Consider the following 22,156-nt stretch of genomic DNA (forward strand, 5'->3'; position numbering starts at 1 on the left):
GGCGAAAGGTTCCGGCCTACCCCTCGGCCTTTTCCGGCTCCCGCGCGGGAGCGACGGCGAGGGCGGCGCGCAGTTCCTCGACCGCCGAGCGGCTCGCAGTGGCGCTTGCGTCCTCGATCTCGCGGTAGAGCGCGATCAGCCTTTCGCCGAAGGGGGTGAGGTCGGTGCCGTGGCCACGCCTGCCGGGATGCGTCACCACCACGGGCGCGTGGAAATTGCGTCCGATCTCGTCCACCAGCAGCCAGGCGCGACGGTAGCTCATGCCCATCTTGCGCGCGGCCGAGAGGATGGAGCGCTCCGTGCGGATGGTCTCCAGCAGGTCGACCATGCCCGGGCCGAGATGGCGCCCGTCGCCGAAATAGACCCGGATGAACAGCCCGTCGCGGCGCTTCGCGGCCTTCGCCGGAAGGTCGTCGGATGCGTGCGGGTCGGATGCCCGCGGGTCGGTGTCGTTGGAAGTCATGCGCGCCCCTTCCCTCCCGGCGACTGTAGGGGAAGAGGCGCGCGGCTGGAACCCGTTCGGGTCGTCCCCGATCAGGCGGTCCTCACCTTTGGGCGTCGCCGGGCGAAGGTGAAGTCGAGCAGCACCATCACCACCAGCGAGGCGCCGACCAGCGGGAAGATCAGCCCGATGACCGCCATGATGGCGATGAGGCCGCGCATCACCGACGGATCGGTCGGCGCCGGCGGGATGCCGAGCGAGCCTGCGGGCCGGCGCTTCCACCACATAACGCCGGCCGAGACCGACATCAGGATGGTGGCAAGGCACAGCGCCAGCATGAACAGCTGGTTGGCGAGGCCGAACTCCTGACCCATGTGAACATTGATGCCCCATTCCATCGCCTTGCCCGCCGGGCCGTAGTCGGCAAAGGTCATGTCGATCAGGGGCTTGCCGCTGTACTGGTCGAGATGGACGACATGCTGCTTCGACAGGTCGTCCGGGTAGACCGAGGCGCTGTAGACGCCGGTGGGCGAGCCCGGGAAGCTGAGCGTGTAGCCGGGCGAGACGCCGAGCTTGTCGACGATCGCGGCGGCGGCGTCTATGCCGATGGGCTGGCCGGCCGCGGGGGTCGAGAGCGGCACCTTGGCCTGTTCCAGCGACCAGGTGGTGGGGCCGTTCGCGTGCTCCAGATGCTCGTCGGACATCGGGATGTTGGCGCGGACCCCGCTGGGATAGCCGTAATTGGAGCTGTTGGCCCATTCATTGACCTTGGCGCCCCAGAGTACCGACCACGGCATGCCCGACAGGGACATGAAGCCGATGGCGAGGCCGGCAAAGGCGCCGGTCACGGCATGCAGGTCGCGCCAGAACACGCGCTGGCGCGGCGCCCCGCGCACGGTGGCGACACCGCCCGTCTGCCGACGCGGCCACCAGAGATAGAAGCCGGTGCCGACCAGCATGATCGACCAGCCGCCGACGATCTCGATGATGCCGTTGGTGACGGTGCCGAACTCGGCGAGGCTGTGCAGGCGGCGCACCAGCCACATGAGTGTGCCGCGGTCGGCCAGTTCGCCGAGCACGCGCGAATCATAGGGGTCGACATAGACCGAGCGGCGGGCGCCTTCGGCCGTCTTGATCACTACCTCGGCCGAGGAGGTGGGCGTGGCCGGCGTGATGATCTTGAGCGCGGTACCGGGACGGGCCTCGAGCGCCGCGGCGATCCAGGCACTGGGCGCCTCGACCGGGGTCGCGCGCGCGGTGACCTGCTTGAGGTCGCGATGCCAGGCATTGTCGAGTTCGTCGCGGAACAGATAGAGCCCGCCCGTCACCGCGAGCAGGATCATGAAGGGCAGCACCAGCAGGCCAGCATAGAAGTGCCAGCGCCAGACGGCACGGTAGAGATTGGCCGTTCGCTCTGAGGCGTCGGCGGACAAGGTGGTAGCGCTCATCGGAATCGATCCGGGAAATGGGGTTTATCGGGGCGCGCGGAGGCGCTGCCCGGCCATGGGATGGCTGGGCGCAAAGCTGCGCGGCGGAGAAAGCGGTACGGCGGGGTTAGTTGCTCGGCGGCGTCCCGTGGCCGCTATGAGCGTCATGAGCCTCCGGCTGCGAGCCCTTCGGTCCGGCCATGCCCTCGATCTTGAACTCGACGTTCACCGTGCCTGCCTTGGCGAAGGTGAGCGTACCCTTGAAGGACTCGCCTTCCTTCAGCGGCTGCCTGAGGTCCAGGAACATCAGGTGATAGCCGCCCGGGGCGAGCTTGACCTCGGCGCCGGCGGGAATCGCCAGCCCGTCCGGCAGCTGCCGCATAGTCATGATGCCGTCCTTGACCGACATCTCGTGGATCTCGACCTTGCCGGCGACCTCTGCGGTGGCCGAGACCAGGGTGTCGGCGTCCTTGCCCTCATTCTCGATGGCCAGATAGCCGCCGCCGACCTTGGCGCCGGCCGGCGTCATGCGTGCCCAGGGGTGACCGATTTCCAGCTCGCCGATCTTGAAGCCATGGGCCAAGGCCGGCTGGACGGCGAAGAGGGCGAGAGCGGCGGCGAGTATGAGGAAGCCGATACGGTCCTCGGCGTGGCGCAGCACGCGCGTGAAGGCGAAGCGAATCATGGAAGGCACTCCTAACGTGCCGGCGCGCCTCTCAGGCGGAGGGCCGGCGGATCTCGACTGACGTGGCAAGGCTCCCGCCGATGGCGGGCGTCAGGCGAGGGGAGGCGCTCGCGTATGGCGCGGCGAGCGCTCGACGCCGCTGGCGAGGACCACAGGGCGCGGCAGCAGCGGCTGCGCGTGGTCGACTGCCGAGGGAGCGGCCAGCAGGGTGCCGGCGGGGGGCGGCAGTGCCGTGCCGACGCTGGTCTGGCAGCCGGTGGCGCAGCAGTCGGGCGTGTGATGCGCCGGGTCGTCCGGGGATGCCGGCCCGGTCTGCACGCCGAGGCAGAGGACCTGGCCGAAGGCGTCGACCGAGGCCAGGCTGCCGGCATGGGCGCCGGAAGCGAGACCGCCGAGCAGTGCCTGCAGCACGACGAGATAGGCGACGGCCAGAGCCATCGCCATTCGGCGCAGCGTGTTGCGGGTCAGTGTCATCGGCGTGCGGGTTCCCTCACCGAGTACGTTACCATGGGCGAGGGAGGCGAGGGAACAGCGGCACGCTGCCGCTGTTCCGGTCGTATCGGTCAGTGCGCCGCGCCGGGGCCGGGAACGGCGCCGGGCGGGCTCTTGCCCATGATGATCATGCCGAGCACCTCGTCCTTGGTGACGTCCGAGGTCCTGGCGGTGCCGACCAGCTTGCCGTTCTTCATCACGCTCACGCGGTCCGCGAGGTCGAAGACGTCGTGGATGTCGTGGCTGATGAGGAAGATGCCGATGCCTTCGGCCTTGAGCTGCTTGATCAGCTCGGCCACCTGCGCCGTCTCCTGCGGGCCGAGCGCGGCGGTCGGCTCGTCCATGATCAGGATCTTGGCGTTGAAGTGGATGGCGCGGGCGATGGCGACCGACTGGCGCTGGCCGCCGGAGAGGCCGCGCACCGGCTCCTTGAACTTGCGGAAATTCGGGTTGAGCCGGCCCATCACCTCGCGGGTCGCCGCCTCCATCGCCACGTCGTCGAGCGTGCCCCAGGGGGTGCGCAACTCGCGGCCGAGGAACAGGTTGGCGGCGGCGTCGACATTGTCGGCGAGCGCGAGCGTCTGGTAGATCGTCTCGATGCCGTAGCGCTTGGCATCGCGCGGGTTGGCGATGTCGGCGCGCTCGCCATTGATGCGGATTTCTCCGGCGTCGGGCTTGTAGGCCCCGGCGAGGATCTTGATCAGCGTCGACTTGCCGGCGCCGTTATGGCCGAGCAGGCCGACGACTTCGCCGGGATAGAGATCAACATCGACGCCATCGACGGCACGGATGCCGCCGAACGAGATGCAGATGTCCTTCATCTCGACGAGCGGGGTGCCGGTGCGGGCTTTGGGCGCGGCTTCAGCGGTCACAGCGTTCATGTCGGAACCCCTCACTTGATCCGCTTGCGGTAGACGGTGTCGATCCACACCGCGAAGACCAGCACGATGCCGACGACGATATTCTGGTAGGGCGTGTCCACCCGCATCAGCACCATGCCCGATTGCAGGCTCTGCATCACCAGCGCGCCGACCATGGCGCCGGCAATGGTGCCCGAACCGCCGGAGAGCGAGGTGCCGCCGATGACTGCGGCGGCAATGACATAAAGCTCGTCCAGCGTGCCCTGCGCGTTGGTCGCCGAATTGAGGCGGGCCGTGGAAATCGCCGCACCGATGGCGGCGAGCGCGCCCATCAGCGCGAACACGGCGAGGGTGACGCGCTTGGTGTTGATGCCGGCGAGCTCGGCCGCTTCCGGGTTGCCGCCGATGGCGAAGACGTAGCGGCCGAAGCGGGTGCGGGTGGTGATGAAGGTCATGACGATGCCGACCGCCACGGCGACGAGCACCGGCACCGCATAGCCGAAGCTGATGGACAGCCCCTCCGGGGGAATCGCGATACCCGCGCTTTCGGCGTAGCGCCGGGCGAGCACGGCGGGCAGGGTGTAGGCGTTGACCATCAGCGTGGCGGCGACGACGGCGAGGCAGCCGGCGGCGACGGTGACGATCTCGGCCCACACCGGCTTGAGCGGGAAGTGGAAGCGCTGGCGCTGGCGGCGGGCCTGCACGGCGGCGGCGGCGATGGCGACGCAGGCGACGATGGCGACGACCCAGCTCCAGGTGGCACCGATCGAGCCGTCGGCGCCACCGCCGAGCAGCTTGAAATTGTCGTCGACTAGCGGAATGGTCTTGCCCTCGGCCACCGCCCAGGCAGCGCCGCGCCACACCAGCAGGCCGCCCAGGGTGACGATGAAGGCCGGCACGCCGAGATAGGCGATGACGAAACCATGCAGCGCGCCGATGGCGGCGCCGACGCCGATGCCCGCGGCAAGGGTCAGGATCATCACCGCCGGATGGTTGAAGCCGAAGGCCGGCAGCAGGTAGTTCACCTGGAACACCGCCATGATCATGCCGGTGACGCCGAGGATCGAACCGACCGACAGGTCGATGTGGCGCATCACGATGACCAGCACCATGCCGGTGGACATGACGGCGATGGAGGAGCTCTGGACCGACAGGTTCCACAGGTTGCGCGGCGTCAGGAAGGTGCCGTTGGCGAGGAAATCGAAGGCGATCCAGATGACGGCGAGGGCTCCGATCATGCCGAGGAAGCGGATGTCGATCTCGAGCGCGCCGAGGAACGAAGGCGGTGCGCTCGCTGGCGCTCCGGCCGGCGCTCCCTTGGGCTGCGATGACGGAACCGGAGCGGCCGTCGTGGTGTCGGTCATGAGCGTCCTCCTCAAGCACGCGCTTTTCCGCGCGTTGCGCCCCCTGAGCATTTCCCGATTCGGATGGAATTGTCCGATCGCGGAGGAAATGCTCCAGTCCGTTGAATCTAGAGCGCTTTCTTATCGTTCAGATGGCGCATCTGAACGGAAAGGGCTCTAGCGGGCAGGCGGCGGGGCGAACCCCGCCGCCATGTGCTGCGGATCAGTTGCAGGCCTTCACGGTGCCGGGCTTCACGCCCTGGCACACGGTCGCCTTCGGCACCCAGCCGGCCTCGATGATCACGTCGAGATTGTCCTTGGTGATCGGCAGCGGCTTGAGGAAGGTCGAGTTCATGGCCTGCTTCTTCGGGCCGCCGGTGAAGGTGGCGGTGCCGGGGATCGCCTTGGGATCGGTGCCCTTGGCGAGGGCAAGGGCGACTTCGGCCGCCTTCTTGCCGAGCTCGCGGCTGTCCTTCCACACCGACACGGTCTGCGTGCCGAGCGCGATGCGGTTCAGCGCGGCGAAGTCGGCGTCCTGGCCGGAGACCGGGACGGAGCCGGCAAGGCCCTGCGCCGCCAGCGCGGCGATGGCGCCGCCGGCCGTGCCGTCATTGGAGGCTACGACGGCGTCGACCTTGTTGTTGTTCGCGGTCAGGAACTGTTCGGCGTTGCGCTGGGCGTTGGCCGGCAGCCAGCTGTCGGTATAGGCCTCGCCCACATTCTTGATGTCGCCCTTGTCGATGGCGGGCTTCAGCACTTCCATCTGGCCGGAGAACAGGAAGTCGGCGTTCGGGTCCGAGGCCGAACCCTTGATGAACATGTAATTGCCCTTCGGCTTCAGCTTCTGGACCTCGGCCGCCTGGAGGCGCCCGACTTCCTTGTTGTCGAAGGTAATGTAGTAGGCGTAGGGAATCTCGATCAGGCGGTCATAGCCGACCACCGGAATGCCCTCGGCCTGGGCCTTGGCGATCGCCGGGGCGATGGCGTCGGAATCCTGCGCCAGGATGATGAGGGCGTTGGCGCCCTGCGCGATCAACGCCTCGACATCCGAGAGTTGCTTGGCGGCGGAGGACTGGGCGTCGGCGGAGATGTACTTGGCGCCGGCGGCGGCAAGCGCCTTCTTGATGGCCGCCTCGTCGGTCTTCCAGCGCTCTTCCTGGAAATTCGACCAGCTGACGCCGACGACGGTGTCGGCGGCCCGCGCCGCGCCGATGGTGGCGACGGTCGCGAGGGCGGCGAGGGTGAGGGTCAGGCTCGACTTCATATGTTCATCCTCCCAAGGGATACGGTGTTTCCTGTCGCCCGGCCTCGCTGCGCGGTGGCGCGCGTGCCGCAGTCTCTTTCTGATGTCCGAACCTCATAAGCGAAGCCGGATCACCATCTTATTGGCCGATCCTCTCAGATCGACGTGCCGTTCAGTAGCCCGGAGCGCCGGACGATCCGCGCGAAACCTAGCAAACCATGCCTCCGATGGCGCTCCGCTTTTGGTCTAAGCCGGCACCTCACGTCTTGAGTTGCGTACCTCAGATTTTGAGGGCATCCTTGCCGTATGTCCAGAGGCGTTTCGCGCATAACATTGCAGGACGTGGCTCGCGAGGCCGGTGTCTCGTTGGCGACGGCGGACCGTGTGCTCAATGGCCGGGCCGGCGTGCGCGGCGCGACCGCCGACCGCGTCAAGGACGCGGTGGCCCGCCTCGGCTATCGCCCGAATCTCGCGGCGGCGCGCCTGGCGCGCGGTGAAACCTACCGATTCTGCTTCGTCCTGCCGGTGGGTTCGAACATCTTCATGCGCATGCTGGCCGAGCAGGTGGCGAACACCGCGAACTGGCTGGCGACCAACAACGCCTATATCGACACGCTGCGCGTCGACGTGTTCGCGCCGGAAACGCTGGCCTCGGCGCTTGAGGGGTTGATCGGCCGCTATGACGGGGTCGCCGTGGTGGCGCTCGATCATCCGCGCGTGCGGGCGGCGATCGACGATCTCACGGCCTCCGGCGTCGCCGTGGTGACACTGGTGTCGGACGTGCCGTCCTCGCACCGTCTGCATTATGTCGGCATCGACAACATCGCCGCCGGGCGGACCGCCGGGACGCTGATCGGACGCTTCGCCGCCGGCCGGCGCGGCTCGGTCGGTCTCATCGTCGGTACCCCGGCGCTGCGCGACCATGCCGAGCGCCAGTTCGGCTTCATGCAGGTGATCTCCGGCGAATATCCGGCCTTGAGGGTGCTCCCGGCGCAGGAGAGTTTCGACGAGGAGGAGCGGACCCAGGCCATCACCGCGCAGATGCTGCACGACGTGCCGGATCTCGTCGGCCTCTACAATGTCGGCGCCGGCAATCGCGGCATCGCGGCGGCGATCTCCGCCGCCAACCGCGCCTCCGACCTCGTCTTCATCGGCCATGACCTGACCGAGGACACCCGCCGCTTCCTGCTGCGTGGGGTTATGGACGCGGTGATCAACCAGGACGCCGGGCATCAGTCGCGCTCGGCCGCCCGCGTGCTGCTGGCGCATTGTGCCGGCGAGCCGCTGCTGAATGAGCAGGAACGCATCCGCATCGACATCTTCGTGCGGGACAACCTGCCGTGATCCCCACACGTCGTATGCAAGGAATGTGAGGCATGTTTCTCGGCCTCGATATCGGGACCTCCGCCGTCAAGGCGGTGCTGGTCGACGGCAACCAGTCCGTCATCGCCACAGCGGAGACCCCGCTCGCCATCTCGCGCCCGCAGCCGGGTTTCAGCGAGCAGAACCCGGAAGACTGGTGGCAGGCGACGCTTGCCAGCATCGATGCGCTGAAGGCGCAGGCCCCCGCGGCGCTCTCGGCCGTGCAGGGCCTCGGCCTCTCCGGGCAGATGCACGGCGCCGTGCTTTTAGACAAAAATGGCGCGGTGCTGCGCCCTGCCATCCTGTGGAATGACGGACGCGCCTTCGCCGAATGCCGGGAACTGGAGGAGCGCTTCCCGGCGCTGCACAGGACGGCAGGCAATCTCGCCTTTCCCGGCTTCACCGCGCCCAAGCTGATCTGGGTGAAGAAGCACGAGCCGGAGATTTTCGCCCGCACCGCCAAGGTGCTGCTGCCCAAGGCCTATGTCGGCTATCGCCTGACCGGCGAGATGGTCGAGGAGATGTCCGACGCCTCGGGCACGCTCTGGCTCGACGTGGGCGCCCGCGACTGGTCGGATGCGGCGCTGGCGGCGACCGATCTGTCGCGCGCGCACATGCCGCGCCTCGTCGAGGGCAGCGCCGCCGCCGGGCGCATCAAGCCGGAACTCGCCGCTCGCTGGGGGATGGCGAGGCCGCCGGTGCTGGCCGGTGGGGCCGGTGACAACGCCGCCGGCGCGGTCGGCCTCGGCGCCATCAAGGCGGGCAACGCCTTCGTCTCGCTCGGCACCTCGGGTGTGCTGTGGGCGACCACCGACCGCTATGCACCCAACCCGGAATCGAGCGTGCACGCCTTCTGCCACGCCGTGCCGAACATCTGGCACCAGATGGGGGTGATCCTGTCCGCCGCCTCCGCGCTCGGCTGGTGGTCGGAGGTTTCCAAGGTGTCGCCCGGCGACCTGCTCGCCCCGCTCGGTGATGCACCCTCGGCGCCCTCGCGCGTGACGTTCCTGCCCTATCTCTCGGGCGAGCGCACGCCGCACAACGACACGGCGATCCGCGGCGCCTTCATCGGCCTCGACCATGACACCTCGCGCGAGACGATGACGCAGGCCGTATTGGAAGGCGTCGCCTTCGCCTTCAAGGACTGCCTCGACGCGCTCGTCGCCGCCGGCACGCATCTGGAGCAGGCCGATGTGATCGGTGGCGGCTCGCGCTCGCGCTTCTGGATCGCGGTGCTGGCCAATGTGCTCGGCTTGCCGCTCAACCGCATCGAGGATGGCGAGCGGGGCGGGGCCTTCGGCGCCGCGCGCCTCGCCCGCATGGCGGCGACCGGCGAGGCGCCGGGCGACATCTGCCTGCCGCCGCGCCGGATCGAGACCATCCGGCCCGACCCCGTTCTTCAACAAGCCTATGCGGAACGGCACGCGCTCTACCGGGCGTTGTACCCCGCATTGAAGGGAGTGACGTCATGAATGCACCCGCCCGTTTCTTCCCGGCGGCCGAGCCGCTGAAATATGCCGGCCCGGACAGCCGCGACCCGTTCGCCTTCCGCTGGTACGACAAGGACCGCGTGGTGCTCGGCAAGCGCATGGAGGACCATCTGCGCTTCGCCGTCGCCTATTGGCACTCGTTCACCTGGCCGGGCGGCGATCCGTTCGGCGGCGAGACCTTCTTCCGCCCGTGGATGCATGGCGCCGACGATATGGCGCTCGCCCGCGCCAAGGCCGATGTCGCCTTCGAGCTGTTCCGCATTCTCGACGTGCCGTTCTTCGCGTTCCACGACCGCGACATCGCCCCGGAAGGCAAGTCGCTGAAGGAATCCAACGCGAATGTGCGGGCCATCGCCGATATCTTCGCTAAGAAGATGGAGACCTCGAAGACCAGGCTGCTCTGGGGCACCGCGAACCTGTTCTCCAACCGCCGCTTCATGGCCGGCGCCGCGACCAATCCGGACCCGGACGTGTTCGCCTATTCCGCCGCGCAGGTGAAGAACGTGCTGGAGATCACGCACGAGCTCGGCGGCGAGAACTACGTGCTGTGGGGCGGCCGTGAGGGCTATGAGACGCTGCTCAACACCGACCTGAAACGCGAACTCGACCAGATGGGGCGCTTCCTCAACCTCGTCGTCGAGCACAAGCACAAGATCGGTTTCAAGGGCACGATCCTGATCGAGCCGAAGCCGCAGGAGCCGACCAAGCACCAGTACGACTTCGACGTCGGCACGGTGTACGGCCTGTTGTGCCGCGCCGGGCTGGAGAAGGAAGTGAAGCTCAACCTCGAGGGCAACCACGCCACGCTGGCCGGTCACTCCTTCGAGCACGAGATCGCCATGGCGGCGGCGCTCGGCGTGTTCGGCTCGATCGACATGAACAAGGGCGACGCCCAGTCCGGCTGGGACACCGACCAGTTCCCGACCAATGTCGAGGACACCGCGCTCGCCTTCTACGAGATCCTCAAGGCCGGCGGCTTCACCACCGGCGGCACCAATTTCGACGCCAAGGTGCGGCGCCAGTCGATCGATCCCGAGGACCTCGTGCTCGCCCATGCCAGCGCGATGGATGTGTGCGCCCGCGCGCTGCTCATCGCTGCCGACATGCTGGAGGACGGTGCGCTCAAGCAGGCGGTCGACGCGCGCTATGCCGGCTGGGACAAACCGCAGAACAAGGCGATGCTCGACAAGGGCTCGTCGCTCGAGACCATCGCCGCCCGCGTCGAGGCCGAAAATCTCGATCCGCAGCCCCGTTCCGGTCGCCAGGAGCGGCTGGAAGCCCTTGCGGGCAGTTATTTGCGCTGAGTCGCGCAAATAGGCCTCCCGTGTCGGTACCCCGCATACCGGCGCGGGAGGCTTTCTTCTTTCATTGACTTAGAGGCATTTCCCCCGTTCGATCGGCCGTCGGGAGCGACTTGTTGAATCGCCGACGGCCGGAGGCAGGTGTTGCGGCTCGGGATCATCCCCCCAACATGCAGCATCGCTAGACTTCGGACGCAGCGTGATTGCCGTGAGAGGGGAAGAGAATGCGTGTGAGCGTTTTTGGCGTGGCCTTGGTCACCGCGCTCGGTTTGTCCCTCACCGCCGCCGACGCGCAGATGCGGCCGATGGCGAGCGTGGGCAACCAGATCGTCGACGTGCCGGAGAAGCCCGGCTATGTGCCGTCGCCGGAAGAGGAGCAACTCGATCCGGCCTTCCGCCGGCAGCCGGTGTATTTCCGCACCAATGAGCCGCCGGGCACCATCATCATCCACACCGATGAGCGCTTCCTGTATCTCGTGCAGGGCGACAACCGCGCGCTGCGCTACGGCATCGGCGTCGGCCGCGACGGCTTCCAGTGGGCCGGCATGCAGAAGGTGAGCCGCAAGGCGGAGTGGCCGGACTGGACGCCGCCGCCGGAGATGATCGAGCGCCAGCCTTACCTGCCGCGCTTCATGGCGGGCGGTCCCGGCAATCCGATGGGGGCCGCCGCGCTCTATCTCGGCTCCACGGTCTACCGCATCCACGGCACCAACATGCCGAACACCATCGGCATGGCGATCTCCTCGGGCTGCTTCCGTCTCGTGAACACGGACGTGCAGGACCTCTTCAGCCGCGTCCCGATCGGGACCAAGGTCATCATCCGGCAGGCGCCGCAGCTTTGAGCCGCGCGTCGGCGCCGCTGATGCGGCGTTCGGCGCCAGAGCCCAATTTGGGGGAAACATGAAGAAATATGCACTCGCGCTGGCCGCCGCCGGCGCCCTGCTGTCCGCCTCGTTCGCGCAGGCCGACACGCTTGCGGATGTGAAGGCCCGCGGTACGCTGAAATGCGGCGTCAACCAGGGCCTGCTCGGCTTCTCCGCCAAGGACGACAAGGGGCAATGGACCGGCTTCGATGTCGATCTGTGCCGCGCCGTCGCCGCGGCGGTGCTCGGCGATGCGTCCAAAGTCGACTACGTGCCGCTCTCCGCCGAGGCGCGCTTCCCGGCGTTGCAGAAGGGCGAGATCGACCTGCTCTCGCGCAATTCGACCTGGACCATGGGCCGCGAGGCGGAACTCAAGCTGCTGTTCCCCGCCGTCTCCTATTATGACGGGCAGGGCTTCCTCGTGCCGGCGGCGAAGAAGGTCGATGGCGCGCTGGAACTGACCAATTCGAAGGTCTGCGTGCAGGCCGGCACCACCAGCGTGCTGAATGCGCGCGACTATTCGAACCAGAACAACCTCGCGCTGGAACTGATCGAACTGCCGGGCGTCAATGAGGTGGTCCAGGGCTACGCCGACGGCAAGTGCGACGTCATCACCACCGATGTCTCGCAGCTCTATGCGCTGCGGCTCAAGCTCGCCAAGCCGGCCGACCACATCGTGCTGCCCGACGTGATCTCCAAGGAACCGCTCGGCCCGGTGGTTCGCCAGGGCGACGACCAGTGGCTCAATGTGGTGAAGTGGAGCCTGTTCGCGCTCATCAACGCCGAGGAGCTGGGCATCAGCCAGGCCACGCTCGACCAGGCGCTGAAGTCGGAAAAGCCGGACGTGAAGCGCTTCGTCGGCACCGAGGGCAGCTATGGCGCGCAGCTCGGCCTCGGCAAGGATTGGGCGGTGCTGATCGTCAGGAATGTCGGCAATTACGGCGAGGTGTTCGAGCGCAATATCGGCACCAACTCCAAGCTCGGCATTCCGCGTGGCATAAACCAGCTGTGGAGCACCGGCGGCATCCTGTACGCCCCGCCGATCCGCTGAGATTGCTGGATCGCGACATCAAGCCGGCGGCCGTGAGGTCGTCGGCTTTTTGCATGTCCGGCGCCTACTCGCCGCGCCATTGCGGCGTGCGCTTGGCGAGGAAAGCCTCGATGCCCTCGCGAAAATCCGCGCTGCCATAGGCGAGGCGGATGAGGTCCGAGCCCTCGGCCACGGGATCGCGGGCGAGCCGCAGAAGCGCCTCCTTGGTGGCGCGCAGGGTGAGCGGGGCGTGCCCGGCAAGGCGGGTGCAGATCTCCGCGATCCGCGCGTCCAGCTCTTCCGGCGGGACGATGGCGACATAGCCGGCCGGCATTTCCTCCGCCGTCGGCGTTTCCGCCAGCAGCAGCATGCGCTTGACCATGCCGACCCCGAGCGTCGCGCTCAGGCGCCGCAGGTTCGAGGTCGAGAGGCAGTTGCCGAGCGTGCGGGCGATCGGCACGCCGAAACGGGCGCCGGGCGTCGCCAGCCGGAGGTCGCAGGCATTGGCGATGGCCATGCCGCCGCCCACCGCCCAGCCCTCGACGACGGCGAGCGTCGGCACCGGCAGCGCTTCCAGCGCGCTTATGTAGTGCTCGATCTTGCGCTCATAGGCGATGGCGTCGTCGCCCGAGGTGAAGGCGCGGAACTGCTCGATATCCGTGCCGGCGACGAAGGCCCGCCCGCCGGCGCCACGCAGCACCGCGACGCGCACCGCGCGGTTGGCCTCGATGGCGCCGCAGGCCTCGGCGAGCTCCTCATACATCCGCCAGGTCATGGCGTTGCGGGCGGCGGGGCGGTCGAAGATCAGGCTGGCGACCGGTCCGTCGATGCTGAGCCGCACGCGGCCCTCGGGGGCATCGGACGTGGCGGCGGTGGAGGCGTTCATGGGGCGGGATTCCAGTGTGTCGGGTCCTGCCAGCTTAACTCTCCCGCTGCTGCCGGCCATCCCTTGAACGGGGCCGCCTTACGCCGTGCGGCCCGGAAGCGGGCTCGCCTTGCCCTCGGCGGTGCAGCGCCGGTCGAAATCGGCCTGTGCGGCGGCGATGACCCTGGTATTGGCCTGCGCCCAGCGGCCGAGCGCCATCACCGGTTCGCGCAGCGAATGGCCGAGATCGGTGAGTTCGTAATCCACGCGCGGCGGGATCGTCGGGAAGACCGTGCGGCGGACCAGCCCGTCGCGTTCCAGTCCGCGCAGGGTGAGGGTGAGCATGCGCTGCGAGATACCCTCGATCATGCGCTTCATCTCGTTGAAGCGGCGCGGTCCGCCGGCCAGCAGCATGACGATCAGCACGCTCCATTTGTCGCCGACGCGCGCGAGCAGGCGCGAGACCTCGCGGCAGCCCTCGCTCTGGAAATGTTGATGTTCCTCAGTCACTTCGATGTGCCTCGGTATGAAGAGTGTGCGTTCTTGCGGGATATAGGGACAGGCACCTAATTAGTCCAGGTAACAAATCGTAACCGGGCAAGGATAACCCCTGCACATGACCCAACGCACCCTGCTTCACATCGATTCCTCCATTCTCGGCGATCATTCGGTCAGCCGGCAGGTGAGTGCCGCCGCCGTGGCTCGTCTGACCGCCGCCGATCCGGCGCTCGCGGTGGTTCGCCGCGACCTCGCCGCCGACCCGCTGCCGCATGCCACACCCGCCTCCATGCCGGCCGACCACCCGCTGTCCGGCGGCAAGGGCGATGCGGTGAGCCAGCAGGCGCTTGACGAGTTCCTCGGTGCCGATGTCGTCGTCATCGGCGCGCCGATGTACAATTTCTCGGTTCCCACCCAGCTGCGCGCCTGGATCGACCGTATCCTCGTGCCCGGCAAAACCTTCGCCTATGGCGCGGACGGCCAGCGCGTCGGCCTTGCCGGGGCCAAGCGTGTCGTCATCGCCCTGGCGCGTGGCGGCCGTTACGACGACCCGGCCTTCGCGGCCGCCGCCGAGCACGCCGAGACCTATCTGCGCTGGGTGTTCAACTTCATCGGCGTCGAGCCGGAGTTCATCCGGGCCGACGGCATCTCCGCCGGCCAGCGCGAGGAGGCGCTGAGCGGGGCGCTCAGGAGCGCGGGCGAGCTGAAGGCAGCGTGAAGATGGCTTGATCGGGCCCGGCGCGGCTTGTATCGCAGGGGCATCGACAGACCGGCGGCACGGGGGCACTGGCGCCTCCTGCCGGGCCACCAGCGAGAGTTGCCGCGCATGACACTTGGTCTCAAAGCCGCCCAGACGATCCTCTCCACCGCCCTCGACACCTGCCGGAAAGGCAACTTCAAGCCGATGGCGATCGTGGTGCTCGACGCGCGCGGCGCGGTGAAGGTCTCTGCCGCCGAGGACAGCACCAGTCTCAAGCGTTTCGAGGTCGCCCATGGCAAGGCCTTCGGCGCGCTCTCGCTCGGCATGGGCTCGCGTTCGATCTTCAAGCGGGCGAAGGAGCAGGCCTTTTTCGTCGCGGCGGTCAGTCATGTCGCGGGCGGCGCGCTGGTGCCGGTGCCAGGCGGGGTGCTCATCCGCGACGCGGCGGGCGAGGTGATCGGCGCCGTCGGCATCTCGGGCGATACGTCCGAGAATGACGAGGCGGCGGCCATTGCCGGCATCGAGGCGGCGGGCTTCAAGGCGGATCCCGGCGCCGACTGAAGTCGCCATCGGTATAATAATCATCACGCAGGGGGCGCCGGGCGGGAACGCTGGGCGCCCCTTCTGCGTTAATGACCGCCGCGAATCCGTCGTACTCCAGTCCAGCGCCTGATATCCCGCCCTATTGTCGACGGAATTCGTTCAGGCGGCATTCATTGACCGGCTGTAAAGCTGCGGTCATGGATCGTATCCTTGGAGGATATTCAAATGAAAAAGATCGCCATCGCCGTCGTCGCCGCGGCTACTCTCGTCACGTCGAGTGTCGCTCCCGCGATATCTGCGCCCTTCGGTCGTGGAGAACTGTCGGTTCCCGGCTCGACCGTGGAAAATGTGCAGTATCGCCCCGCCTACCGCCAGGGGTATCGGCAGGGATATCGCCATGGCTACTACAGGCACGGCGGCTACCACTATTACAACGGCCATCGCGGCTATAACTACTACCGTCCCGGCTATCGCCAGTACAATGGCTGGTGGTTCCCGGCCGGCGCCTTTGCGGCCGGCGCGATCATCGGCGGTGCGATCGCCGCGCAGCAGCAGCCGAGCTATGGTGGGCCCGTCAGCGGACACGTGCAGTGGTGCGCGAACCGTTACCGCTCCTACCGCGCCTACGACAACACCTTCCAGCCGAACTACGGCCCGCGCCAGCAGTGCGTCTCGCCCTATTGATGGCGATTTGGCATGGGCGTGATCGGGGGCAAGCGGTGGCATCAAACTGACCCCGTCCGGTCTTCGGCTTCCGTGCCGGCTTGAAACGAAGAACCCTCGCGCGGCGCGGCCGGCGAGGGTTTCTTTTTGCATCGGTGCCGAGTGGCGCCGTCGGCGCATGCGCCGGGCGCCCGTTTTCCCGGTCCTGAAACGCATCTGGAAGCCATGGTAGCGGGAGAGGGACTTGAACCCCCGACCCCAGGATTATGATTCCCGTGCTCTAACCAGCTGAGCTACCCCGCCATGGCGGACCGGCGCGAGGCCGATCTGCAGAGTGGCGCGATATAAGGAAGGGGGCCCGATGGTGTCAAGGCGGCAGGCTCAACCTCGGTGCGCTTTCCCCGTCTCGCGTCACCAATGCGCCGCTGCCGGACGGCCTTCCAGCACTTCCTCGATCCGGCGTCGCGTCGGGGTGGTGGTGCCGGCGGGAAGCGCGTGCGGCGCGAAGAAGGCGAGCTCGGCGATCTCGCGGTTCGGCACGGTTGGGCGGCCCTGTACGAAGCGCTCGATGACATAGACCGCGACATGGTCGCGGCGGGCGAGATTGAGGTTGAGCAGCAGGCCGTGCAGGCGCGGGGGCGCGCCGAGCTGCACGGCGGTCTCCTCCGCCAGCTCGCGTGCGAGCGCCTGTTCCGCCGTCTCGCCGACCTCGACGCCGCCGCCCGGCAGATGCCAGCCCGGCACATAGGTGTGGCGAATCAGGAGGATTTCCCCGGCCTCGTTGATCACCAGCGCCTTGACGCCCAGCGTCATGCCGCGGGTCAGCCGGCTCCAGCGGTGGAGGAGGCGGGCGAGCAGCCGACGCGAGGGAGAGCGGTTTTGCACGTCCACAGGTGATGGCGCGCATTCCATCTGCGGGCGGGGGCTGGTATGGAAACCCTCGTGTTTGTCCTCGCCCATCTCACCGATGCCCATCTGGGGCCGCTGCCCCGCGCCAGGTTCGCCGAGCTCGCCGGCAAGCGGGCGCTGGGCGTGCTGAACTGGCGGCGCGGCCGGCAGCACCGATTCAACATCGCCACCATCGACCTGCTGGTGGCCGACATCAAGGCGATGGCGCCCGATCACATCGCGGTGACGGGCGACCTCGTCAATGTCGGGCTCGCCGCCGAGTTCGCCACCGGGCTGCATTTTCTCAAATCGCTGGGCGACGGTCAGGACGTGACCGTGGTGCCCGGCAATCACGATGCCTATGTCCGCTCCACCGCGCATCATTCGCTGCTGAACTGGGGCGACTACATGCGCGGTGACGGGGTGAACGGCGACGTCACCGCCGAGAAGGCGTTTCCCTTCGTGCGTCGCCGCGACGGGGTGGCGCTGATCGGCGTGTCGACGGCGGTGCCGACGCATCCGTTCATGGCGACCGGCAAGGTTGGCAAGGAGCAGCGCGCGCGGCTCGCCCATGTCCTCGACGAACTGGCGGCGGAGGGGGTGTTCCGCGTCGTTATGATCCATCACCCGCCCTGCGGCCTGCGCGCCGGCCACAAGCGGCTGATCGACGAGGAGGCCGTGCGCGACGTGTTTGCCCGGCACGGCGCCGAACTCGTCATCTGCGGCCACGATCACGTACCGATGGTGGAGATGCTGCCGGGCCCGAATGGCGGCCTCGTGCCGGTGGTCGAGGCGCCGTCCTTCGCCGCCGGGCCCGAGGATCGTCACTGGCCGGGCGGCTACCACCTCTACCGCATCGAGCGGGTGGACGATGCGGCGTTTCCCTGGCGCTGCACGCTGGAGGCGCGGGGCTTCCAGCGCGGCGATGCCAGCGTGGACACCCGCACCGTGCGGGTGCTGACGACCCCGCTCAGCGGACGCTGACCGGCAGGCCGAGCAGCGCGGCGACGCCGACCATGGCGAGCGCGCCGGCGATGACGCCCAGAATGAACACGCCGACACGTCCCGGCCGCGCGGGTTCGGCCGGAGGGGCGGGCGCGGGGTGGTGGGGCAGGGGATGCGGCTCGGGCGGCGCCTCATTCTCCGGCGCGGAGGCGGCGGCCACCATGGCCTGCTCGCGGGCGATCAGCCGGCGGGCGACATAGCGCGTCACCGCATCGACGATGTCGTGCGGGTTGGTGCTCTCCGCCAATACCCGGCGTCCGGCGCGGGTGTCCTGCAGGAAGCGGTAGGTGCGGCGGTCGCGTCCGAGCGTGACATGCGCGACCATGTCGACGAACAGGCGCGGCGTCTCGCCAGGCATGAGGCCGCGGTCGAACAGGTCGGCATGTTCGAGCGGCACCTCGGCGAAGATCGGCTCCAGCATCTCGTTGAGCATGGACAGGCGCGCGAGACTGGCGTCGCGCAGTTCGACGATGACGCCTGAACGCTCGGCGGCTTCCAGCCGGGCAGTGCGGATTGCCTCGCGCAGCGACAGGCCCGGCGTCTCGCCGCGAAGGTGGTTCTGGTCGTCCATCCTCCGCCCCCTCGGCCCGATTGGCCCGCTGTCCGACTTCCCGCCGCCATCCTAGAGGCGGCGGGTTAATGCACGGTTCGTGCGCGGGCGTGTCAGAGCCATGCTGCACGCTTTCGCAGAAGCGACTATGAAGCCCTGAGGGGAGCCTGAACAGCATTGGCGGCCGGGGCCGCTGCGGGCAGACGACGATGAGAAGCTTCGAGATTCCGCCGGGCGTGGTGGCGCCCGACGATTATGAGCCGCTGGCCCGCGAGCGGCTGTCGCCGCAGGCATGGGCCTATTATGCCGGCGGGGTGGCCGACGAGACCACCATCGGCTGGAACCGCGAGGCCTTCGCGCGGCTGAAGCTCGCCTCGCGCGTGCTGACCGCCTTCGAGAGCGGTGGCACCGGGGTGACGTTGTTCGGCCAGCACTTCGAGCACCCGATCCTGCTGGCCCCGGCCGCCCACCACGCGCTGGCTGTGCCGGAGGGCGAGCTGGCGACCGTGGTCGGCGCCGGCGGCGCCAAGGCCGGCATGGTGGTGAGCACCGAATCCGATTTCACGCTGGAAGAGATCGCCCAGGCCGCGCGGCAGTCCTCGCGCCCGTCGCTATGGTTCCAGCTCTATATCCAGCACGACCGCGGGTTCACGGCGGAACTGGTGAAGCGGGCGGAGGCGGCGGGCTATGGCGCGCTGGTTGTGACGGTGGACGCGCCGATCCACTCGCTGCGCAACCGCGAGCAGCGCGCCGGCTATAAGCCGACCAAGCTCTCGCAGCATCCCAATCTGCGTGGCCTGCACACGAGCCATGTCGCCGAGGCGGCGCTGGGCGAGAGCCTGATGTTCCGTGGCTTCCTCGATGTCGCGACCCGCTGGGCCGACATCGCCTGGCTGCGTTCTCTCACCTCGCTGCCGATCCTGCTCAAGGGCATACTGAATCCGGAGGACGCGGAGACGGCGATCCGGCACGGGGTGGACGGCATCATCGTCTCCAATCATGGCGGACGGGTGCTCGACACCGTGCCGGCCAGCATCGAGGCGCTGCCCGCCGTGGCGCGCCGCATCGCCGGGCGTGTGCCGGTGCTGATGGATGGCGGGATCAGGCGCGGCACCGACGTGCTGAAGGCGCTGGCGCTGGGCGCTTCGGCGGTGCTGGTCGGGCGGCCCTATCTCTACGGACTGGCGGTCGCCGGGCCGGCCGGCGTCGCCCATGTATTGCACCTGCTGCGCTGCGAGCTGGAAATCGCCATGGTGCTGACCGGCTGCGCCACGCTCGACGAGATCGGACCGCAGGTGATCTGGCAGCCGGAGGCACCGGGCGAGACTCAGTAAAGCGTCTCGCGGTAGCGCACGAGCATCTCCGCCTGCGTCTCGGCGGTGGGAAGGTTCAGCTGGTCGCGCATCATCTCGCCCATGCTGGGCAGGCTGGCGCGTTCGACACGGCTGGTCGGGTCCCAGGCGCGCGAGCGCATGAACGCCTTTGCGCAGTGCAGATAGGCTTCCTGCACCGTGATCTTGAGCGCCGTGACCGGGCGCTTGCCGTCCACCTCGAAGCGGGCGAGCAGTTCGGCATCGTCGCGGACTTCCGCCGTGCCGTTGACGCGCAGCGTCTCGTCGATGCCCGGCACGAGGAACAGCAGCCCGATGGCCGGGTTGGCGATCAGGTTGGTCAGCGTGTCCAGCCGGTTGTTGCCGGGGCGATCGGGAATGAGCAGCGTCGCGTCGTCCGCGACCTCGACGAAGCCGGGCGCATCGCCGCGCGGCGTCACATCCGCCCGCCCGTCGGCGCCGAAGCTGCCGACCATGACCAGCGGCGACAGGGCGATCAGCGAGCGGCAATGGGTATCGAGCGCCGGCATCACCTTGCGCCGGCTACGCTCGCGCGGCGCGGGGTAGAGCGTCCGAAGCTGGTCGAGGCTGGAGATGCGGGCCATGCGGTTTCCTCAATTCTTGACGATCAGCTGCACGCGGTCGGCGGCGAAGCGGGCTCGTGAATACTGGATCGGCCGGCGCTGCGCATCGCCATTTATCGCGTTCACCACCATGACGGTGCGCCCGGCCGGCAGGCTGAGCAGGCGGCGCTCCTCCTCGTCGGCCGGGCGGGCGGTGATACGGGTCTCCAGCCGGCGGTAATCGCCGAGGCCGAGCGCTTCCAGCGCCCGCGTGACCGAGCCGGTGGAGGCGACAAGGAGGTCGAGATCGCGGCAGCGCGTCGCCTCGTACCAGTGCGAGCCGACGGTGATCGGTACGCCGTCCGCCTCGCGCAGCATGTCGATGCGCAGCACGTCCTGCCCCGGCGTGAGGCGCAGCGCCTCGGCGATGGCGGCACCGGCCGGCTCGATGAGCGAGCGCACCAGCCGCCCGCCCGGCGCGCGGCCTTCGCCCGAGACGATCTCGGAGAAGCGGGTGCGCGCGGCGATGGGGTAGCGGATCGGCGGCTCCTTCACAAAGGTGCCGCGCCCCGGCGTCGCCTCGATGAGCCCCTGATCGGTGAGGATCGCCAGCGCGCGCCGCAGCGTGTGGCGGTTCACGCCGAAGCGCTCGGCCAACTCCATTTCGGTCGGCAGGCGGGAGCCGGCCGCGAGCCGACCCTCGGCGATATCCGCCTCGATGCGCTCGACGATCTGCTTCCACAGCGCCACGCCGGTGCCGCGCGCGGGGCTGGCCGGCGTCCCGTCATTCTCGATGGCCGTCATCGCCGTGTCGTCGCTGTCGATCATGTTTTCCGCCGTCGAGGTGAAAACTGCGCTTGCCTGTTTGTATAGATCATTATACAAAGTCGCCGAAAAGTAAATGACCTTTCGGTACGGCAAGGCCCGGATCCCCGACAATGCCCCCTGAAGAAAAATCGAACATTGGCAATGCCTTGCAGGCAGGGCGCCAAGTGCTCATGGCCATGCTGGCCCGCGCCGTGCCGGCCGAGATCGACGCTGTTCTGGCGGGACTCGCCCCGCTGCCCGGCGCGTCCGATCTGCGCCCGCCGGAGATCGGGTTGGTGATGCTGCGTGGCCGGACCGGCGGCGACGGCGCGCCGTTCAATCTCGGGGAGGCGACGGTCGCCCGCGCCGCGGTGCGGCTCGACAGTGGGGCGACCGGCTTTGCCTATCGGCTCGGGCGCGATGCCGGGGCGGCGCGCAAGGCCGCCATCCTCGATGCACTGTGGCAGGACGCGGCGCATCGTGGCGCAGTGGATGCGGCTCTGGCGCCGGTGCGGGCGCGGCTCGATGCCGAGACAGCGCAGGTGCGGGCGGAGACGGCGGCGACCAAAGTCGACTTCTTCACTCTCGTGCGCGGGGAGGACTGACATGGGCGCGCAATCTCTCAGCGCTGGCTTTGCCGATCCGGTGTTCGACGCCCAGGCGGTGTTCCGCGCGGCGATGTGGGCGCTCGCCCGTCCCGGCCGCGTCGAGCCGGTGAATGCCGGCCTCATGCCGCCCGCTCCGCTGTCGCCGGAAGCGGCGGCGTTGGTGCTGGCGCTGTGTGATTACGAGACACCGATCTGGCTCGATGCGGCACTGGCGGCCGCGCCTGATGTGGCGCAGTTCCTGCGCTTCCACACCGGCGCGTCCATCGTCGACGATCCCGGCGCGGCGCGTTTCGCGCTCATTGCCGACCCGCTGGCGATGACCGATTTCGCGGCGTTCGCGCAGGGCTCGCCGGAATTTCCCGACGCCTCCACCACGCTGATCGTGCAGGTGGCGGGGTTCGGCGCCGCGGGCTTCACCCTTGAGGGGCCGGGCATAGAGGGCACGGTCGGCTTTGCCGCGACGCCGTTGCCGGAGGATCTCGCCGCGCGCATGGCGGCCAATCGGGCGCTGTTCCCGCTGGGCGTGGACCTGCTGCTGGCGGGCGCCGGCGGCGTCGCCGGGCTGCCGCGTTCGCTCACGGTAAGGAAGGGCTGAGC

General features: G+C 68.4%; 25 protein-coding genes and 1 tRNA gene. 12 read left to right on the top strand and 14 right to left on the bottom strand.

What is annotated here, in order from left to right:
- Positions 1 to 16 precede the first annotated feature (16 nt).
- The 7 genes from ACO2RV_RS14175 to xylF all read right to left on the bottom strand — a co-directional run bounded on the left by ACO2RV_RS14175 (position 17) and on the right by xylF (position 6,513).
- The gene (locus tag ACO2RV_RS14175) at positions 17 to 463 is read right to left on the bottom strand and encodes a winged helix-turn-helix domain-containing protein (protein WP_423294019.1); all 447 of its coding nucleotides are present in this window, start codon (positions 461 to 463) and stop codon (positions 17 to 19) included.
- A 71-nt stretch (positions 464 to 534) separates the two neighbouring features.
- Complete coding sequence (locus ACO2RV_RS14180) at positions 535 to 1,890, bottom strand: PepSY-associated TM helix domain-containing protein (RefSeq protein WP_423294021.1); 1,356 nt, start codon at positions 1,888 to 1,890, stop codon at positions 535 to 537.
- 106 nt (positions 1,891 to 1,996) lie between these two features.
- Positions 1,997 to 2,554: a copper chaperone PCu(A)C gene (locus ACO2RV_RS14185; protein WP_423294023.1), complete on the bottom strand. Its 558-nt coding sequence runs from the start codon at positions 2,552 to 2,554 to the stop codon at positions 1,997 to 1,999.
- A 90-nt stretch (positions 2,555 to 2,644) separates the two neighbouring features.
- A complete protein-coding gene (locus tag ACO2RV_RS14190; protein WP_423294025.1) occupies positions 2,645 to 3,028 on the bottom strand; it encodes a hypothetical protein in 384 nt (127 codons plus the stop codon).
- Between the two features lie 89 nt (positions 3,029 to 3,117).
- Complete coding sequence (locus ACO2RV_RS14195) at positions 3,118 to 3,927, bottom strand: ATP-binding cassette domain-containing protein (protein WP_423294027.1); 810 nt, start codon at positions 3,925 to 3,927, stop codon at positions 3,118 to 3,120.
- Between the two features lie 11 nt (positions 3,928 to 3,938).
- A complete protein-coding gene (locus ACO2RV_RS14200; protein ID WP_423294029.1) occupies positions 3,939 to 5,270 on the bottom strand; it encodes a sugar ABC transporter permease in 1,332 nt (443 codons plus the stop codon).
- A 202-nt stretch (positions 5,271 to 5,472) separates the two neighbouring features.
- Positions 5,473 to 6,513 (bottom strand): D-xylose ABC transporter substrate-binding protein, encoded by a 1,041-nt coding sequence (xylF, locus tag ACO2RV_RS14205; RefSeq protein WP_423294031.1) that lies wholly within the window; start codon positions 6,511 to 6,513, stop codon positions 5,473 to 5,475.
- Between the two features lie 285 nt (positions 6,514 to 6,798).
- Between xylF and ACO2RV_RS14210 the strand changes: the two genes are divergently transcribed.
- The 5 genes from ACO2RV_RS14210 (at position 6,799) to ACO2RV_RS14230 (ending at position 12,559) form a co-directional block, all read left to right on the top strand.
- Positions 6,799 to 7,836: a LacI family DNA-binding transcriptional regulator gene (locus ACO2RV_RS14210; RefSeq protein ID WP_423294033.1), complete on the top strand. Its 1,038-nt coding sequence runs from the start codon at positions 6,799 to 6,801 to the stop codon at positions 7,834 to 7,836.
- Positions 7,837 to 7,868: 32 nt separating this feature from the next.
- A complete protein-coding gene (gene xylB, locus ACO2RV_RS14215; RefSeq protein ID WP_423294035.1) occupies positions 7,869 to 9,326 on the top strand; it encodes a xylulokinase in 1,458 nt (485 codons plus the stop codon).
- The gene (gene xylA, locus ACO2RV_RS14220; protein ID WP_423294037.1) at positions 9,323 to 10,648 is read left to right on the top strand and encodes a xylose isomerase; all 1,326 of its coding nucleotides are present in this window, start codon (positions 9,323 to 9,325) and stop codon (positions 10,646 to 10,648) included. The genes xylB and xylA overlap by 4 nt, the downstream gene beginning before the upstream one ends.
- A 293-nt stretch (positions 10,649 to 10,941) precedes the next feature.
- Positions 10,942 to 11,487, top strand: coding sequence for a L,D-transpeptidase (locus tag ACO2RV_RS14225; RefSeq protein WP_423294099.1), 546 nt, complete (start codon positions 10,942 to 10,944; stop codon positions 11,485 to 11,487).
- A gap of 58 nt (positions 11,488 to 11,545) precedes the next feature.
- On the top strand, positions 11,546 to 12,559 hold the full coding sequence (locus ACO2RV_RS14230) for an amino acid ABC transporter substrate-binding protein (protein ID WP_423294039.1): 1,014 nt from the start codon (positions 11,546 to 11,548) through the stop codon (positions 12,557 to 12,559).
- A 64-nt stretch (positions 12,560 to 12,623) separates the two neighbouring features.
- Here ACO2RV_RS14230 and ACO2RV_RS14235 read toward each other — a convergent pair whose 3' ends face one another.
- The gene (locus ACO2RV_RS14235; RefSeq protein WP_423294041.1) at positions 12,624 to 13,424 is read right to left on the bottom strand and encodes an enoyl-CoA hydratase/isomerase family protein; all 801 of its coding nucleotides are present in this window, start codon (positions 13,422 to 13,424) and stop codon (positions 12,624 to 12,626) included.
- A 78-nt stretch (positions 13,425 to 13,502) separates the two neighbouring features.
- Positions 13,503 to 13,913 (bottom strand): winged helix-turn-helix transcriptional regulator, encoded by a 411-nt coding sequence (locus tag ACO2RV_RS14240; protein WP_423294043.1) that lies wholly within the window; start codon positions 13,911 to 13,913, stop codon positions 13,503 to 13,505.
- 106 nt (positions 13,914 to 14,019) lie between these two features.
- Between ACO2RV_RS14240 and ACO2RV_RS14245 the strand changes: the two genes are divergently transcribed.
- From ACO2RV_RS14245 to ACO2RV_RS14255, 3 genes are all read left to right on the top strand, one after another.
- The gene (locus tag ACO2RV_RS14245; protein ID WP_423294045.1) at positions 14,020 to 14,619 is read left to right on the top strand and encodes an FMN-dependent NADH-azoreductase; all 600 of its coding nucleotides are present in this window, start codon (positions 14,020 to 14,022) and stop codon (positions 14,617 to 14,619) included.
- 108 nt (positions 14,620 to 14,727) lie between these two features.
- A complete protein-coding gene (locus ACO2RV_RS14250; protein ID WP_423294047.1) occupies positions 14,728 to 15,162 on the top strand; it encodes a GlcG/HbpS family heme-binding protein in 435 nt (144 codons plus the stop codon).
- 207 nt (positions 15,163 to 15,369) lie between these two features.
- Complete coding sequence (locus ACO2RV_RS14255; RefSeq protein ID WP_423294049.1) at positions 15,370 to 15,828, top strand: BA14K family protein; 459 nt, start codon at positions 15,370 to 15,372, stop codon at positions 15,826 to 15,828.
- A 205-nt stretch (positions 15,829 to 16,033) separates the two neighbouring features.
- Here ACO2RV_RS14255 and ACO2RV_RS14260 read toward each other — a convergent pair.
- Together ACO2RV_RS14260 and ACO2RV_RS14265 are read right to left on the bottom strand one after the other, a co-directional pair.
- Positions 16,034 to 16,110, bottom strand: a tRNA-Met gene (locus tag ACO2RV_RS14260).
- Positions 16,111 to 16,218: 108 nt separating this feature from the next.
- Positions 16,219 to 16,620 carry an NUDIX domain-containing protein gene (locus ACO2RV_RS14265; RefSeq protein WP_423294051.1) on the bottom strand — a complete coding sequence of 134 codons (402 nt, stop codon included), beginning with the start codon at positions 16,618 to 16,620 and terminating at the stop codon, positions 16,219 to 16,221.
- Between the two features lie 117 nt (positions 16,621 to 16,737).
- On the opposite strand from ACO2RV_RS14265, the gene ACO2RV_RS14270 reads away from it, so the two are divergent.
- A complete protein-coding gene (locus ACO2RV_RS14270; protein WP_423294053.1) occupies positions 16,738 to 17,679 on the top strand; it encodes a metallophosphoesterase family protein in 942 nt (313 codons plus the stop codon).
- Here ACO2RV_RS14270 and ACO2RV_RS14275 read toward each other — a convergent pair.
- On the bottom strand, positions 17,666 to 18,271 hold the full coding sequence (locus ACO2RV_RS14275; protein ID WP_423294055.1) for a hypothetical protein: 606 nt from the start codon (positions 18,269 to 18,271) through the stop codon (positions 17,666 to 17,668). The genes ACO2RV_RS14270 and ACO2RV_RS14275 overlap by 14 nt on opposite strands.
- A 188-nt stretch (positions 18,272 to 18,459) precedes the next feature.
- Here ACO2RV_RS14275 and ACO2RV_RS14280 point away from each other — a divergent pair, with 188 nt between their 5' ends.
- Positions 18,460 to 19,584, top strand: a complete 1,125-nt coding sequence (locus ACO2RV_RS14280) for an alpha-hydroxy acid oxidase (protein WP_423294057.1) — start codon at positions 18,460 to 18,462, stop codon at positions 19,582 to 19,584.
- On the opposite strand, the gene ACO2RV_RS14285 is transcribed toward ACO2RV_RS14280, so the two are convergent.
- Both ACO2RV_RS14285 and phnF read right to left on the bottom strand, forming a co-directional pair.
- The gene (locus ACO2RV_RS14285) at positions 19,578 to 20,186 is read right to left on the bottom strand and encodes a pyridoxamine 5'-phosphate oxidase family protein (protein WP_423294059.1); all 609 of its coding nucleotides are present in this window, start codon (positions 20,184 to 20,186) and stop codon (positions 19,578 to 19,580) included. The two genes, ACO2RV_RS14280 and ACO2RV_RS14285, sit on opposite strands and share 7 nt — an antisense overlap.
- Positions 20,187 to 20,195: 9 nt before the next feature.
- Positions 20,196 to 20,972: a phosphonate metabolism transcriptional regulator PhnF gene (gene phnF, locus ACO2RV_RS14290; RefSeq protein WP_423294061.1), complete on the bottom strand. Its 777-nt coding sequence runs from the start codon at positions 20,970 to 20,972 to the stop codon at positions 20,196 to 20,198.
- Between the two features lie 110 nt (positions 20,973 to 21,082).
- On the opposite strand from phnF, the gene phnG reads away from it, so the two are divergent.
- Together phnG and phnH are read left to right on the top strand one after the other, a co-directional pair.
- Positions 21,083 to 21,556: a phosphonate C-P lyase system protein PhnG gene (gene phnG / locus ACO2RV_RS14295; protein WP_423294063.1), complete on the top strand. Its 474-nt coding sequence runs from the start codon at positions 21,083 to 21,085 to the stop codon at positions 21,554 to 21,556.
- 1 nt (position 21,557) lies between these two features.
- Positions 21,558 to 22,154: a phosphonate C-P lyase system protein PhnH gene (gene phnH, locus ACO2RV_RS14300; RefSeq protein ID WP_423294065.1), complete on the top strand. Its 597-nt coding sequence runs from the start codon at positions 21,558 to 21,560 to the stop codon at positions 22,152 to 22,154.
- Positions 22,155 to 22,156 lie beyond the last annotated feature (2 nt).

The organism is Ancylobacter sp. VNQ12 (genome assembly GCF_049445835.1).
Lineage (GTDB): Bacteria > Pseudomonadota > Alphaproteobacteria > Rhizobiales > Xanthobacteraceae > Ancylobacter.

Bases quoted from the DNA above. Each gene is read 5' to 3' on its own strand.
- ACO2RV_RS14175 (WP_423294019.1), bottom strand. From the start codon at position 463: ATGACTTCCAACGACACCGACCCGCGGGCATCCGACCCGCACGCATCC.
- ACO2RV_RS14180 (WP_423294021.1), bottom strand. From the start codon at position 1,890: ATGAGCGCTACCACCTTGTCCGCCGACGCCTCAGAGCGAACGGCCAAT.
- ACO2RV_RS14185 (WP_423294023.1), bottom strand. From the start codon at position 2,554: ATGATTCGCTTCGCCTTCACGCGCGTGCTGCGCCACGCCGAGGACCGT.
- ACO2RV_RS14190 (WP_423294025.1), bottom strand. From the start codon at position 3,028: ATGACACTGACCCGCAACACGCTGCGCCGAATGGCGATGGCTCTGGCC.
- ACO2RV_RS14195 (WP_423294027.1), bottom strand. From the start codon at position 3,927: ATGAACGCTGTGACCGCTGAAGCCGCGCCCAAAGCCCGCACCGGCACC.
- ACO2RV_RS14200 (WP_423294029.1), bottom strand. From the start codon at position 5,270: ATGACCGACACCACGACGGCCGCTCCGGTTCCGTCATCGCAGCCCAAG.
- xylF (WP_423294031.1), bottom strand. From the start codon at position 6,513: ATGAAGTCGAGCCTGACCCTCACCCTCGCCGCCCTCGCGACCGTCGCC.
- ACO2RV_RS14210 (WP_423294033.1), top strand. From the start codon at position 6,799: ATGTCCAGAGGCGTTTCGCGCATAACATTGCAGGACGTGGCTCGCGAG.
- xylB (WP_423294035.1), top strand. From the start codon at position 7,869: ATGTTTCTCGGCCTCGATATCGGGACCTCCGCCGTCAAGGCGGTGCTG.
- xylA (WP_423294037.1), top strand. From the start codon at position 9,323: ATGAATGCACCCGCCCGTTTCTTCCCGGCGGCCGAGCCGCTGAAATAT.
- ACO2RV_RS14225 (WP_423294099.1), top strand. From the start codon at position 10,942: ATGCGGCCGATGGCGAGCGTGGGCAACCAGATCGTCGACGTGCCGGAG.
- ACO2RV_RS14230 (WP_423294039.1), top strand. From the start codon at position 11,546: ATGAAGAAATATGCACTCGCGCTGGCCGCCGCCGGCGCCCTGCTGTCC.
- ACO2RV_RS14235 (WP_423294041.1), bottom strand. From the start codon at position 13,424: ATGAACGCCTCCACCGCCGCCACGTCCGATGCCCCCGAGGGCCGCGTG.
- ACO2RV_RS14245 (WP_423294045.1), top strand. From the start codon at position 14,020: ATGACCCAACGCACCCTGCTTCACATCGATTCCTCCATTCTCGGCGAT.
- ACO2RV_RS14250 (WP_423294047.1), top strand. From the start codon at position 14,728: ATGACACTTGGTCTCAAAGCCGCCCAGACGATCCTCTCCACCGCCCTC.
- ACO2RV_RS14255 (WP_423294049.1), top strand. From the start codon at position 15,370: ATGAAAAAGATCGCCATCGCCGTCGTCGCCGCGGCTACTCTCGTCACG.
- ACO2RV_RS14265 (WP_423294051.1), bottom strand. From the start codon at position 16,620: ATGACGCTGGGCGTCAAGGCGCTGGTGATCAACGAGGCCGGGGAAATC.
- ACO2RV_RS14270 (WP_423294053.1), top strand. From the start codon at position 16,738: ATGGAAACCCTCGTGTTTGTCCTCGCCCATCTCACCGATGCCCATCTG.
- ACO2RV_RS14275 (WP_423294055.1), bottom strand. From the start codon at position 18,271: ATGGACGACCAGAACCACCTTCGCGGCGAGACGCCGGGCCTGTCGCTG.
- ACO2RV_RS14280 (WP_423294057.1), top strand. From the start codon at position 18,460: ATGAGAAGCTTCGAGATTCCGCCGGGCGTGGTGGCGCCCGACGATTAT.
- ACO2RV_RS14285 (WP_423294059.1), bottom strand. From the start codon at position 20,186: ATGGCCCGCATCTCCAGCCTCGACCAGCTTCGGACGCTCTACCCCGCG.
- phnF (WP_423294061.1), bottom strand. From the start codon at position 20,972: ATGATCGACAGCGACGACACGGCGATGACGGCCATCGAGAATGACGGG.
- phnG (WP_423294063.1), top strand. From the start codon at position 21,083: ATGCCCCCTGAAGAAAAATCGAACATTGGCAATGCCTTGCAGGCAGGG.
- phnH (WP_423294065.1), top strand. From the start codon at position 21,558: ATGGGCGCGCAATCTCTCAGCGCTGGCTTTGCCGATCCGGTGTTCGAC.